Raw genomic sequence first — 13154 nt, 5'->3', positions numbered from 1 at the left:
GGGGCGGGGGGGGGGGGGGGGCGGGGGCCGGGTGGGGGGGGGGGGGGGGGCGGGGGGGCCGGGCGGGCGGGCGGCGGCCCCCGCGCCGGAGGGGGGTCAGGCAGCGGCGGTGACGTCACCGAGCTGCGTGTTGACGACGGCGAGCAGCTCGCGGGGCGTCTTGGCCTCGGTCACCACGGTGTCGTCCAGCGTGATGTCGTACTCCCGCTCGATGCGCCCGCAGGTCTCCAGGATGGCGAGGGACTCGTAGCTGAGCTCCTCGAAGTCGGTGTCGAGGATGTCGCCGTCGAGATCGACGCCCTCGTCGGCGCCGGCGGCCTCCAGCAGGATCCGCTTGAGGTCGTCGAGGGTGAAGGACTGGGTGGCCACGGTGATCTTCCTTTCACGACTACGGATGAAAACGCCCGCCCTCCCGACCCCGGACGTGGGAGAGAAGGAGGGGGCCGGGAGGACGGGCGGGTCTCTTTGTTTGCGGGGGGAAGCTGGGGCCGGGGGGTGGGGACGCTCACCGGCGCTTGCCGGGCGCCGCCCGCGCCCACCCGTGCCGCCCCAGCGGCACGACTGCCCGCGGCCAAAAAGCCCCGTGAGGGGCGCTGGGGGTACCCCCGCCCGGAGGCCGGAGAAGGAACTGCGCGACCAGCCCCCACCGGGCCGCAGCCGCGACACGGCGCCGGACCCTGCGGGCACGGGCGGCACGACTGGAAGCCCCGGCTGCAGCGCTCCGCCAGGGGCGCTGGGGGTACCCCCGCCCGGAGGCTGGAGAAGGAACTGCGCGACCAGCCCCCACCGGGCCGCAGCCGCGACACGGCGTCGGCCCCTGCGGAGCTACGCGCGCACGACCATCGCCGAGTTGAAGCCGGCGTACCCGCGGGCCAGCACGAGCGCCGTCCGGATCTCGGTCCGGCGCGGCTCCCCCACCACCAGGTCGAGGTCGTAGCCGGCCTCCGGCGAGACGTTCACCGTCGCCGGTACCACCCCGTCCCGGACGGCGAGCAGCGCCGTCGCGACGTCCAGCGGCGCAGCCCCCGAGTACAGCCGCCCGGTCATCGTCTTCGGCGCCGTCACCGGCACCCCGTGCGGCCCGAACACGTCAGCGATCGCATCGGCCTCCACCCGGTCCAGCTCCGGCACGGCCGCCGCGTCGGCGAACACCACGTCCACGTCGGCGGCGTCGGCGCCCGCGTCGGCGAGGGCCAGCTCGATCGCCTTGCGCAGCCCCGGCGGCCGCCCGCTCCCCGGCGCCGGGTCGAACGTCGCGCCGTACCCCGCGATCTCCCCGTACACCCGGGCACCGCGCCGTACGGCCGTTTCCTCGGCCTCCAGGATCAGGATCGCGCCGCCCTCGCCGGCCACGTGCCCGGCCGCCGCGGAGTCGAACGGCAGGTACGACCGGTCCGGCTCCTCCGACGTGGACAGCCGGTCGCTGGCGAGCTGCGCCACCCACCCCCACGGGCAGATGGACGCGTCGATCGCCCCGGAGACGATGAGCCGCGTCCCCTTGCGGATCTGCCGGCGCGCGTGCGCGAGGGCCTCGAGGCCGCCCGCCTGGTCGGAGACGACGACCCCGCTCGGGCCCTTCATGCCGTTGCGGATGGAGATCTGGCCGCTGTTGACGGCGTAGAACCAGGCGAACGACTGGTATGCCGAGACGAACTGACTGCCCTGGCTCCACAGCTTCTGCAGCTCCCCCTGTCCGAACTCGAAGCCGCCGGAGGAGCTGGCGGTCACGACGCCCATGTCGTAGGCGGGCAGGTCGGCCGGAGTGACCTCCGCGTCGGCCAGCGCCCAGTCCGTCGCGACGAGCGCGAGCCGGGTCATGTGGTCGGTCTGGGCGAGCAGCCGGTTCGGCAGATGCTCCGCGGCGCGGAACCCGGGCACCTCGCCCGCCAGCTTCGCCGGATACCCGGACGGGTCGAACCGCGTGATGCGGCCGATCCCGCTCTTCCCGGCGCGCGCGGCCGCCCAGTAGTCGGTCGTGCCAAGGCCGTTGGGCGCGGCGATGCCGAGCCCGGTCACCACGGTCCGCGTGCTCATGCGGCCGCGCTCCTCTCCGGTCGGGCGAGCACCATCGCGCTCTGGAAGCCGCCGAACCCGCTGCCCACGGTGAGCACCGCGTCGGTGCGGTGCTCACGGGCGGTGAGCGGGACGTAGTCCAGGTCGCACTCGGGGTCGGGGGTGTGCAGGTTGGCCGTCGGGGGCACGACGTTGTGCTCCATGGCGAGGACGGACGCGGCGATCTCGATGGAGCCGATCGCGCCGAGCGAGTGCCCGACCATCGACTTGATCGAGGAGACCGGGGTCCGGTAGGCGTGGTCGCCGAGGCTCTTCTTGAACGCGGCGGTCTCGTGCCGGTCGTTCTGCTTGGTGCCGGAGCCGTGCGCGTTGATGTAGTCGATCGCCTCGGGGGCGAGGCGCGCCTCGTCGAGGGCGACCGTGATGGCCTCGGCCATCTCCGCGCCGTCGGGCCGCAGCCCGGTCATGTGGAAGGCGTTGCAGCGGGAGGCGTACCCGGCGATCTCGGCGTAGATGTGGGCCCCGCGCGCCCGCGCCCCCTCCAGTTCCTCCAGGACGAACACGGCCGACCCCTCCCCCAGCACGAACCCGTTGCGGGTGCCGTCGAAGGGGCGGGAGGCGTGCTCGGGGTCGTCGTTGCGCGGGGTGGTGGCCTTGATGGCGTCGAAGCAGGCCAGGGTGATCGGGGAGATCGGGGCGTCGGTGGCGCCGGCGATCATCGCGCAGGCCGAGCCCTCCCGGATCAGCTCCACCGCGTGCCCGACGGAGTCGAGCCCGGAGGTGCAGCCGGTGGAGACCACCGTGGCGGCGCCTTCCGCACCCACCGCCCAGGCGACCTCCGCCGCGAACGAGCTGGGCACCAGGTAGTTGTAGAGGTGCGGGACGGCGTAGGTGTGGTCGACGAGGTCGAGCCGGCCGCCGTCGCTGACCACCCGGTACTCCTGGTCGAGCCCCATGGTCGCGCCGACCGCGCTGCCGATGGTGACCCCGACCCGGTAGGGGTCGGCACCGGACAGGTCGAGCCCGCTGTCGGCGAGCGCCTCGCGGGCGCTGACGACGGCCAGCTGGGCCGCCCGGTCCATCCGCCGTATCTCCCGCGGGCTCAGCCCGTGCTCCTCGGGGTCGAAGTCGACCTCGGCGGCGACCCGGGACCGGAAGGATGACGGGTCGAAGAAGGTGATGCCGCGGGTCGCGGTGCGGCCCTCGCTGAGCAGGTTCCAGAAGTTCTTGGTGCCGACACCGCCGGGGGCGATGACACCGACCCCGGTGATGACCACTCGCCTGGCGTTCACGCCCGGCCCTCCCAGTCGTAGAAGCGCGTGGCGACCGCGTCGGCGGGAGACCGCCAGGTGGCGGGGTCGTACGCCTGGATGAACGGCTTCAGGTCCTCGCTGATCCGCACGAAGCGCGCGTCGCTCTTGGCCTCCTCGATCAGCTCACCGCCGTTGTCGGTGTCGAAGTGCTGGAGGTGGAAGTACAGCCCGCGGTAGGCGAAGAGCTCCCGGCGCCGGGTGCCCATCAGGTGCGGCATCTCGGTCCGGTCGAACTCCCCGAAGAGCCGTGCGACGTCCGCGCTGCTCCCCGGTTCCATCCGGGCCACGATCAAAGTGCTGTGCATGAGAACTCCTCAAGGAAAAGCGCCCCTTCAGGGGGCGCGAACGTATCGATGGGCGCACGCGACAGCGCCCCTTCAGGGGCGCTGGGGGTACCCCCGGCCGGAGGCTGGGGGAGGAACTGCGCGACCGGCCACGACGGCGCTGCAGCCGATGGACTACGGATCGCGGCGCTGCCTCAGCGCGCGGGCCCGAACCATCGCTCCAGGGCCATCGGCAGATCCGCGTGACTGCCCGGCGCCGCCCACGCCACGTACCCGTCCGGCCGCACCAGCACCGCCGTGGTACCCGCGAGCGAGCCGTCGGCCGCGCCCGCCGTCACCACGTCCACCCGGTCCCGCCAGGCCCACGCCCGCTCCCGCAGCCGCTCGTTGTCGGCGAGGTCGAGCAGCACACCCCGCCCGGCGCGCAGCGCCTCGGTGCTGGAGGCCACCATCCGGTGCCCGGCGAGCGGCACGTTCGGCAACCGCCGGCCCAGCAGCGCGTGAGCGCCCCCGTCGACGTCGTAGTGGATCTCCAGGCCGGACACCATCGCCGCCAGGTGCCTGCCGACCTCCGGGTACCGGATCAGCTCGTTCAGCACATCGCGCAGCGGCTGCACCTCGGGCCCGGACAGGAACAGCAGCCCCTGCGCCCGGGTGTTCATCATCAGCCGCTCACCGACCGGGTGCCGTTCGTCGTGGTACGTGTCGAGCAGCGTCTCCGGCGCCCGTCCCCGCACCACCGCGCCCAGCTTCCAGCCGAGGTTCACGGCGTCCTGGATGCTGGTGTTCATGCCCTGGCCGCCGGCCGGCAGGTGGATGTGCGCGGAGTCGCCGGCGAGCAGGATCCGGCCGCGCCGGTACTCGGTGACGAGCCGCGTGCCGTCGCCGAACGACGACACCCACACCGCCTCGGCGTGCGAGATGTCGTCGCCGGTCAGCCGCTGCCAGGCGGCCGCGGCCTCCGCCCAGGTCGGCGGCTTCTCACGGCGCTGCGGCGGGGTGCCGCGCTCGCAGATGATCAGCCGGGTGATGCCGCCGGGCAGCGGCCCGACCATGACCATCCCGCCGGGCAGGGTCTCCCCGATCATCCGGGGCTCCAGCTCGATGCCGCGCACGTCGGCCAGGTACATCTCCAGCGTCGACGGCGTCCCCGGGAAGTCGAACCCGGCGGCCTTGCGGATGGTCGAGCGGCCGCCGTCGCAGCCCACCAGGTACTCGGCGCGCAGCCGGTGCACGCCCTCGGGGCCGCGTACCTCGACCTCGACGCTGTCCTCCTTCTCCTTGACGGACAGCACCTCGTGCCGGCGCCGGATGTCGGCGCCGAGCCGGCCGGCCCACTCCTCCAGGACGGTCTCGGTGACCGACTGCGGGATCGTTTTGGCAGCCTGGTGGGCGCCGTCCAGGACGCCGAAGTCGACGGGCAGGCCGCCGAAGTGGCCCACGTTGCTGACCTCGATGTCGCCGAAGCGGGGCAGCAGTCCGCGCTGGTCGAAGACCTCCATGGTGCGGGCGGTGAAGCCGAGGCCGCGCGACTCTCCGGTGCGCGCGGGCAGCTTCTCCAGGACGATGACGTCGGCGCCCGCGAGCCGTAGCTCGCCCGCGAGCATCATGCCGGCAGGACCGGCGCCCACGACGATGACTTGTGCGTCCATGACACTCCTCGGGAACGGTTCCGTACGGCCCCGTCGGGGAGACCGTCGGCGAAGACGAACTGTCAGCGGTACAGGCGGCCGATCGCCCGGTTGGCCACGTACGCGGCGGCCGCGTGCCGCGGGTCGGGCGCCAGCGCCTCGTGCCGTACGGCGACTTCGGCGAGCTTGATGGCGTGCTCGTCGCCGATCCGGACGGCCTCGGCGAACAGGGCGGCCGGGTCGGGGACCTCCGGCAGCTGGGCCGCGGGGCGGGGCACGGCGTGGAACCAGTCGAGCATCGTTCGGCTGACGGCCCGCGCCACCCGGTACGAGGGCCACCGCTGCTCCTCCGGCAGGTGCTCCACCACCAGCCGTACGGCGGCGGGCCCGGTGACCGAGTGGATCAGCGGGATCGGGTGCGGGAGGGAGAGCGTGGCGTAGATCCCGGAGAACTCGGCGACGAGCTCGTCCAGTGCCCGTACGACGTCCCCGCCGCCGTCCCCGCCGCCGTCGCCGTCGCCCGGATGGTCCGGGACCACGACCCCGCCCTCGGAGTACCGGGCCGCCCAGTACCCCAGCCCCTGGGCCAGTTCGGCCAGTTGCAGGCGGTTGCCGGGGCCGGCGGTCACCACCGTCCGGACCGCGTGCGCGGCGCGGATCACCCCGTGCGTGAGCACCCCGGACATGCCGGGCAGCAGCCGGGGCCACCAGCGGGCCAGCACATCGGTCCACTCGCCCTCGGCGAGTTCGCGCTCGAACAGGGCGGTCCAGTCGGCGACCCGGCCGAACTCGCCGAGCGCCTGCCGCCAGTCGGCCTCGTCGGCCGGGTCGAGGGTGAACCGCCGCTCGGGCACGTCGTGGAAGGTGTGGCTGCGCAGATGGCCCTCCACCCAGCCGGGCACCTCGTCGGCGTACCCCATGTGGGCCAGGGCCTCGGCGGCCATCGGTGCGTGGTTGACGAAGCTGCGCCCGTGCTCGTACCCCACGGAACGCAGCCGCTCCAGGGCACCGTTCACGGCGTCGGAATAGGTGAGTGCTGCCAAAGCGATCAGTCCTCGGTGGGTCCTGGATCAGTCCTTGATGTCGCAGACCGCGGCGCCGGCGGCGAGAGCCCGGCCCACCTCGGCGGCGATCCCGGTCACGGTGCCGGAGCGGTGTGCGGTGAGCGGCTGCTCCATCTTCATGGCCTCGATCACGACGACCAGGTCGCCCTTCTCGACCGCCTGTCCCTCGGCCACGGCGACCTTGACGACGGTGCCCTGCATGGGAGAGGTGAGCGTGTCCCCGGAGGCGGCGGGCGCGGCGCCGCCGGAGTTGCGGCGGCGGGACCGGGGCGCGGCGGCCGCCCCCACGAGCGTGCGGTCCGGCACCCTTCCCAGCACCGCGGGCAGCGAGACCTCCAGCCGGTGTCCGCCGACCTCGACGACCACCGTCTCGCGACCGGTCTCCTCGGATGCGGAACCGGCCGCCGGTGTCGCGTCGAAGGCCTCGATCTCGTTGACGAACTCGGTCTCGATCCACCGGGTGTGGATCCGGAAGGGGTCCCCGGTGAAGGCCGGGTCCCTGACGACCGCGCGGTGGAAGGGGATCGCCGTGGCCATCCCCTCGACACGGAACTCGTCGAGCGCCCGCGCGGCCCGTTCCAGCGCCTCGGCGCGGGTGCGGCCGGTGACGACCAGCTTGGCGAGGAGCGAGTCCCAGGCCGGCCCGATCACGCTGCCCGGCTCCACACCGGCGTCCAGCCGTACGCCCGGACCCGACGGCGGCTCGAAGACCGTCACCGTGCCCGGGGCGGGCAGGAAACCCCGGCCCGGGTCCTCGCCGTTGATCCGGAACTCGAAGGAATGGCCGCGCAGCTCCGGGTCGTCGTAGCCGAGTTCCTCGCCGTCGGCGATCCGGAACATCTCGCGGACCAGGTCGATGCCGGCGACCTCCTCGGTCACCGGGTGCTCGACCTGGAGGCGGGTGTTGACCTCCAGGAAGGAGATCGTGCCGTCCTGGCCGACCAGGAACTCGCAGGTGCCGGCGCCCTCGTAGGCGGCCTCCTTGAGGATGGCCTTGGACGCCCGGTACAGCTCGGCGGTCTGCTCCGGGGTCAGGAACGGTGCCGGAGCCTCCTCCACCAGCTTCTGGTGGCGGCGCTGCAGCGAGCAGTCACGGGTCGATACGACCACGACGTTGCCGTACCGGTCCGCGAGGCACTGCGTCTCCACGTGCCGCGGCCGGTCCAGGTAGCGCTCCACGAAGCACTCCCCACGCCCGAAGGCGGCCACCGCCTCCCGCACCGCCGACTCATAGAGCTCCGGCACCTCCTCCAGGGTGCGGGCGACCTTCAGGCCGCGTCCGCCGCCGCCGAAGGCCGCCTTGATGGCGATCGGCAGGCCGTGCTCCTCCGCGAAGGCCACGACCTCGTCGGCACCCGAGACCGGGTCCGGGGTGCCGGCCACCAGCGGGGCACCGGCCCGCTGGGCGATGTGCCGGGCCGCCACCTTGTCGCCCAGGTCGCGGATCGCCTGCGGCGGCGGGCCGATCCAGGTCAGGCCCGCGTCCAGGACCGCCTGCGCGAACTCCGCGTTCTCCGAGAGGAACCCGTAGCCCGGATGGACGGCGTCCGCGCCGGTCTCCCGGGCGGCCCGCAGCACCTTCCCGATGTCCAGGTAGCTGGTGGCCGGGGTGTCACCGCCCAGGGCGAAGGCGGCGTCGGCGACCCGGACGTGCAGGGCGTCGCGGTCCGGCTCCGCGTAGACGGCGACGCTCGCGATCCCGGCGTCCCGGCAGGCTCTGGCGACGCGTACGGCTATCTCGCCACGGTTGGCGATGAGCACCCTGCGCATGTCAGGACGCCTGCCGGGCGTGCTGGAAGCGGTCCGTGCCGGTCTCCAGCGGGCCCAGGGAGCCGTCGAAGAAGATCAGCGGCTCCAGGCCGTGCTCGGGGACACCCAGTTCCACCACCTCGCCGATGACGATGTCGTGGTCGCCCGCGGTGTGCACGTCGACCGTGGTACAGGTCAGGTGGGCGAGGGCCTCGCTGAGCACGGGCAGCCCGTCCCCGGTGAAGTGGTGCGGGACGCCCTCGAAGACACCGGCGGCGGCGGTGGCCCGGCGGCCGGCGAAGTGCCGGGCCAGCGGCTGCTGCCGTCCGGACAGGAAGTTGACCGTGAACCCGCCGCTCCGCTCCAGGAGCGTGTGCAGCCGGGACTGGTGGTGCAGACAGAACAGCACCAGCGGGGGGTCCAGCGAGACCGAGGTGAACGAGTTGACGGTGGTGCCGTCCGCGTCGCCGTCGGGGCCGGTGGTGATGACCGTGACGCCGGTCGTGAACAGGCCGCACACGCGGCGCAGATCCAGCGGTTCGACGGGCCGGGTCTCTTCGGCGCGGGTCAGCGACCGCGCTGCTGCGGACATGCGCATCCCTTTCTGGCTGGGCTGGAGTGGTCAGAGGAGCTTGCGGACCTTCGCACCGGCCTTGAGGATGCCGAGCAGGAACTCGCGGCCGACGCTGTTCATCTCGGCGGGGGCCTCGACGGAGGCCCAGTACAGGAAGCGGGCCATGGTCAGCGTGGAGGGGTAGATGAACCGCCGCTCCTCGTCCTTCCAGCCGAAGACCGGGTTGACGACCGGGGACTCCTTGAGCAGCCCGAAGACGATGTCGGCGGCCTCGTCGCCGGTGAGCGCACCGGCCTCGTACTTCTCGCAGGTCTCGGCGGTGGTCTCCAGGATCCGCTTGAAGGAGTCGCTCTGCGGCCACCACAGCCCCGGGTGGGCCACCTTCTCCAGCTCGTCGAAGTGGCGTGTGTCGTGGTCCTTGAAGTGCTTGAGGCGGGCCCGGGTCAGCCGCATGGTGCCGGGGGTGATGAAGGAGCCCCAGACCCGGAAGACCGCGTTCCAGAGCCGGAAGTGGGAGAAGGCGATGAAGGAGCTGTTGACCAGGTCGTCGTTGTACTGGAGCAGGCCCTGCTCGACGCGCTCGACGTACGCGAAGCGCTCGGCGGAGAAGTCGCCGTCCTTGAGGGCGGGGATCAGCCGGGAGGTGAGCGCGTCGACGACCTCCATGGTGTTGGACAGACCGCGGGAGAACAGCGGGTCGAGGAAGCCGGCCGCGTGGGACATCAGGCACCAGCGGTCGCCGATGGTCTGCTTGGAGGAGTACTGCAGCCGGTCGGTGGAGATCCACTCGCGGACCCGGGTGGCGCCGTCGAACTGGCGCTTCACCGCCGGGTACTTGTCGAGGAAGGACTGGAACTCCTGCTCCGGGGTGAGGTCCTTGGGCTTGGGGTAGGTGCGCTCGTCCATCGTCAGGCCGACGCTGCACAGCGGGTTGCGGGACTTGGGGTGGTTGTCGAAGGGGATGATCCAGAACCAGCCGCGCTCGATGAGGTGGTGCATGGTGCCGGTGTGCCAGTCGGCCGGCGGGCGCAGGTCCTGGGGGTGGCCGCTGACGTCGTCGAACCGCTTGATGCCGACGTAGTGCGTGAACATCGAGCGGGAGTGGTGCTTGAAGCGGGCGGTGGGCTTGTCCCGCAGGTCGAACTTGTCGGCGAGCGGGGAGCGGAACCCGGAGGCGTCCACCAGGTACTTCGCCCGGTACCGCTCGGGCTCGGCGCCGGGGGCGGCGCTGCGGCCGAGGACGGTGACACCGTCGTCGTCGAAGTCGACCTCGTTCGCACGCCAGTTCTGACGGGGGGTGCAGCCGTACTTGACGGCCACGTGGAACATGAAGGAGTCGCTGTCCTGCCGGAACATGTGGCTGTTCTGGTGGAATATCTTCGGCAGCGCGAGCTGAGTGGCCTCGCGCGGATTCGGCTCCTTTCCGACCTCGTGCTTCATGAAGCCGAAGTGGGCCTTCGTGCCGAAGGTCGGGCCGATGTCACGGGTGGAGGCCTCGACACTCGCCAGGCTTTTCAGCTCGGGAATGTCGTGGCGTTCGGCGAGGATGTGGATCCATTCCACGAGCTGCGGGGTCATGGACTCGCCGATGGCGAAGCGCGGGTGCGCGGCGGCGTCGACCAGCAGCACCTTGGCGCCGTGCCTGGCCAGGACGGCACCGGTGACGGAGCCGGCGAGGCCGGAGCCGAGGATGATGACGTCGAAAGTCATGTCCTCGGGTATGCGCGCCGGTTCCGGCGCGCCGTCGGTCTTCTGGGCGACCATGACTGTCTCCTTCGTCGAGGGGCGGTGCGCAACGGGAAATCAGCATGAAAAAAGGCCCCTCGCGGCCCTTCCGGAGGAAATTCGGAAGGGCGGTACGAAGAGCCTGGAAAAAGATCTGGAAAAGGATCTGGAAAACGGCACGGAGTATCCGCTGAATTAAGCGTGACATCCTTTGGCCAGAGGGTCAACCCCTGGCGGGGACGGATGACTTGGCGGTGTCGGAGAATGCCGGACCGGAATGCGTCGGAGCCAGGAGTTTCAGCAGGAGTTCCCGCAGTTCGTCCTCGCCGCCGGGGCCGAGCATGGCGGAGACGTCCGCGGCGAGCCCCGCGACGGCCCGGGCCACGACACCGAGCTGCTCGCGGCCGAGGTCGGTGACTTCGAGGGCGTAGCGGCGCCGGTCGTGCGGGTCGCGGCCGCGGCGCACCAGGCCCAGCCTGACGAGTTCGTCGACGAGCTGGGAGGCGGCGGGCCCGGTGATGGCGAGCAGTTCGGCGAGCCGCTGCTGGGCGATGGGGCCGAGCACGTCGAGGGCGGACAGCGGGCCGTAGTGCCGCACCCGCAGGCCGGTGCCGGCCAGCTTGTCGTCGCCGTGCTTGCGCAGCCGGTGGTGGGCCTGTCCGACCAGGTACTCGGTGCCCTGCACGAGGGGCTGCGCGGACTCGGGCAGCAGCCGGGCCAGCAGCTCGTCGAGCCGGGCGGTCTCCTCGTCCGTCAGCACGGCGGTGAGCCGGGCGTCCCGCTCGGCGACCGCCCGCCGGCTGGCCTCGACGGCCTCGCGGCCCCGGTCGGTCAGGGAGAGCACGTACTGGCGCCGGTTGTCGGGGTTGCGGGTGCGCCGGACCTCGTCGCGGGCCTCCAGGCGGTCGATGACGCCGACCATGATGGTGCGGTTGATACCGAGCCGTTCCGCGAGGTCGAGCTGGGACTCCCAGTCGCGGCCGGTGAGCGCGTCGAGGACCAGGAAGTCGCGGGGGTCGCTGTCACCGCCGTCGTCGGTGGCGGCGAACTGCGCGTAGACGCGGCGCAGGAGGTATCCGATGAAGTCGGTGAGCGCGTCCGGGAGGACGCCGGGGACCTCCGCGGTCTGCTCGGTCCGGGTCACCGGACCGCGATCGTCGTCGCTCTCGTACCGCAAGACAGCACCTCCTGCCCGAGTATATCGACGGCCCCCGACCGGCACCGGTACCGGCGCGGCGCCGGTACCGGGGAACCGGCGGCCCCGCCCGCAGTGGTCAGGGCGGGGCCGCCGGGGTCGGTCACAGGGCGACGGGCGGGTGCTCGGCGTCCTGCTGCTGGGGGCGGGTGCCCGGGAGGGTGGCCAGGGCCACGATCAGGGCCAGCAGGTAGAGGCCGCCGCCGAGCAGGAACCCGTAGGAGTAGCCGGTGGTGAGGGCGTGCGGGAGGCTGCCCGGCAGCTCGTGGTCGGTGATGGCGGTGGCCGCCGCGGCGAGGGCGGCGAGGCCGATGGCGCCGCCGATCTGCTGGGCGGTGTTGACCAGGCCGGAGGCCGCGCCGGTGGCCTGCGGGGCGACGCCGCGGACGCTGACGATGGTGACGGCCACGAAGACCATGCCGAGGCCGAGACCGGCGACCAGCTGGGCCGGCAGCAGCGCGGCCCACGGCGTCTGGCCGGGCTCGATGAAGCTGAACCAGACCATGCCGGCGGTGCCGATCAGCAGACCGAGGGCGATCACGTTGCGCTCGGGCAGCTTGGCGAGCAGCTGCGGGCCGACGCCGCCGGCCGCGATGCCCATGCCGAGGGCGAAGGGCAGGTAGGCGACGCCGGTGACCATCGGGGCGTAGCCCTTGACGAGCTGCATGTAGAGGGTCAGGAAGTAGAAGGTGGCGAGCATGCCCGCGCCGACCAGGAACATGATCACGTTGGCGCCGACGCGGCTCCGGTCGGCGAGCACCCCGCGCGGGATCATCGGCGCCCTGCTCGCGCGCTGGATCAGGACGAAGGCGAGGATCAGGACGAGCGCGGCGCCCAGGCCGGTCAGGGTGACGCTGTCGCCGAAGCCCTTGTCGCCGGCGCGGTTGATGGCGTAGACGAGCGAGCCGAAGCCCAGGGTGGCGGTGAGCGCGCCGGGCACGTCGACCTTGCCGCGCTCGCGCTCGCCCTCGACGAGGACGCCGGTGCCGAACAGGACGGCCAGGGCGATCGGGATGTTCACGAACATCACCCAGCGCCAGCTCAGGTACTCGGTGAGCGCGCCGCCGAGCAGCAGGCCGACGACCGAGCCGAGGCCGCCCATCGCGCCGTAGACGCCGAGCGCCTTGTTGCGGGCGGGGCCGGCCGGGAAGGTGGTGGCCAGCAGGGACAGGGCGGTGGGGGCGGCGATGGCGGCGCCCGCGCCCTGGATCACGCGGGCGGCGATGAGCAGTTCGCCGCTCTGGGCGAGGCCGCCGAGCAGCGAGGCGGCGGTGAACAGGACCAGTCCGGTGCGGAAGACCCGGCGGCGGCCGAAGAGGTCACCGGCGCGGCCGCCGGCCAGCAGCAGACCACCGAAGGCCAGGGCGTAGGCGGTGACGATCCAGCCGAGGCCGGACTCGCTGAGCCCGAGGGCGCTCTGCATGCTGGGCAGGGCGACGGCGACGATCGTGTTGTCGAGGACGAGCATGAGCTGGGCCGCGGCGATCACGAGTAACGCGAGTCCGAGCCTGCCGTCCTGCTGCGGCGGGGCCGCGGCCTTGGGGACGGCCTGAGTGCGGTCTTGCAGCGACATGAGATGTCTCCGTGTCTGTCTCAGGGTTGGGGG

11 protein-coding genes are annotated in these 13154 nt (G+C 72.5%); all 11 read right to left on the bottom strand.

Translation table 11 applies throughout. From position 1 onward, the window contains the following. Positions 1-96: 96 nt before the first annotated feature. Entirely contained in the window at positions 97-369 is a 273-nt protein-coding gene (locus AB0472_RS30215; RefSeq protein WP_366360963.1) for an acyl carrier protein, read from the bottom strand. Between the two features lie 456 nt (positions 370-825). After that, entirely contained in the window at positions 826-2034 is a 1209-nt protein-coding gene (locus AB0472_RS30210; protein ID WP_366360961.1) for a ketosynthase chain-length factor, read from the bottom strand. Continuing rightward, the gene (locus tag AB0472_RS30205) at positions 2031-3305 is read right to left on the bottom strand and encodes a beta-ketoacyl-[acyl-carrier-protein] synthase family protein (RefSeq protein WP_366360960.1); all 1275 of its coding nucleotides are present in this window, start codon (positions 3303-3305) and stop codon (positions 2031-2033) included. Before AB0472_RS30205 ends, AB0472_RS30210 begins: the two co-directional genes overlap by 4 nt. Continuing rightward, complete coding sequence (locus AB0472_RS30200) at positions 3302-3631, bottom strand: TcmI family type II polyketide cyclase (protein WP_366360958.1); 330 nt, start codon at positions 3629-3631, stop codon at positions 3302-3304. The genes AB0472_RS30205 and AB0472_RS30200 overlap by 4 nt, the downstream gene beginning before the upstream one ends. Before the next feature lie 173 nt (positions 3632-3804). Beyond that, the gene (locus AB0472_RS30195; protein ID WP_366360956.1) at positions 3805-5262 is read right to left on the bottom strand and encodes an FAD-dependent monooxygenase; all 1458 of its coding nucleotides are present in this window, start codon (positions 5260-5262) and stop codon (positions 3805-3807) included. Positions 5263-5324: 62 nt separating this feature from the next. Further along, a complete protein-coding gene (locus AB0472_RS30190) occupies positions 5325-6284 on the bottom strand; it encodes a hypothetical protein (RefSeq protein ID WP_366360955.1) in 960 nt (319 codons plus the stop codon). 27 nt (positions 6285-6311) lie between these two features. Next, positions 6312-8075: a biotin carboxylase N-terminal domain-containing protein gene (locus tag AB0472_RS30185; protein WP_366360953.1), complete on the bottom strand. Its 1764-nt coding sequence runs from the start codon at positions 8073-8075 to the stop codon at positions 6312-6314. Between the two features lies 1 nt (position 8076). Beyond that, positions 8077-8646, bottom strand: a complete 570-nt coding sequence (locus AB0472_RS30180) for a flavin reductase family protein (protein WP_366360951.1) — start codon at positions 8644-8646, stop codon at positions 8077-8079. 30 nt (positions 8647-8676) lie between these two features. Next, positions 8677-10392 carry an FAD-dependent monooxygenase gene (locus tag AB0472_RS30175; RefSeq protein WP_366360950.1) on the bottom strand — a complete coding sequence of 572 codons (1716 nt, stop codon included), beginning with the start codon at positions 10390-10392 and terminating at the stop codon, positions 8677-8679. A gap of 184 nt (positions 10393-10576) precedes the next feature. Next, positions 10577-11497, bottom strand: a complete 921-nt coding sequence (locus tag AB0472_RS30170) for a MarR family transcriptional regulator (protein ID WP_366360996.1) — start codon at positions 11495-11497, stop codon at positions 10577-10579. Between the two features lie 154 nt (positions 11498-11651). Then, positions 11652-13121: an MFS transporter gene (locus AB0472_RS30165; protein ID WP_366360948.1), complete on the bottom strand. Its 1470-nt coding sequence runs from the start codon at positions 13119-13121 to the stop codon at positions 11652-11654. Positions 13122-13154 lie beyond the last annotated feature (33 nt).

This window comes from Streptomyces sp. NPDC086777 (genome assembly GCF_040702065.1).
In the GTDB taxonomy this organism is placed as follows: domain Bacteria; phylum Actinomycetota; class Actinomycetes; order Streptomycetales; family Streptomycetaceae; genus Streptomyces.
Note: the sequence above shows the minus strand (reverse complement) of the source record. Positions and strands in the feature narration are given on the sequence as shown.

Excerpts from the sequence above, each read along its gene's own strand:
- AB0472_RS30175 (WP_366360950.1), bottom strand. The coding sequence starts at position 10,392 with ATGGTCGCCCAGAAGACCGACGGCGCGCCGGAACCGGCGCGCATACCC.
- AB0472_RS30195 (WP_366360956.1), bottom strand. The coding sequence starts at position 5,262 with ATGGACGCACAAGTCATCGTCGTGGGCGCCGGTCCTGCCGGCATGATG.
- AB0472_RS30185 (WP_366360953.1), bottom strand. The coding sequence starts at position 8,075 with ATGCGCAGGGTGCTCATCGCCAACCGTGGCGAGATAGCCGTACGCGTC.
- AB0472_RS30200 (WP_366360958.1), bottom strand. The coding sequence starts at position 3,631 with ATGCACAGCACTTTGATCGTGGCCCGGATGGAACCGGGGAGCAGCGCG.
- AB0472_RS30180 (WP_366360951.1), bottom strand. The coding sequence starts at position 8,646 with ATGTCCGCAGCAGCGCGGTCGCTGACCCGCGCCGAAGAGACCCGGCCC.
- AB0472_RS30210 (WP_366360961.1), bottom strand. The coding sequence starts at position 2,034 with ATGAGCACGCGGACCGTGGTGACCGGGCTCGGCATCGCCGCGCCCAAC.
- AB0472_RS30165 (WP_366360948.1), bottom strand. The coding sequence starts at position 13,121 with ATGTCGCTGCAAGACCGCACTCAGGCCGTCCCCAAGGCCGCGGCCCCG.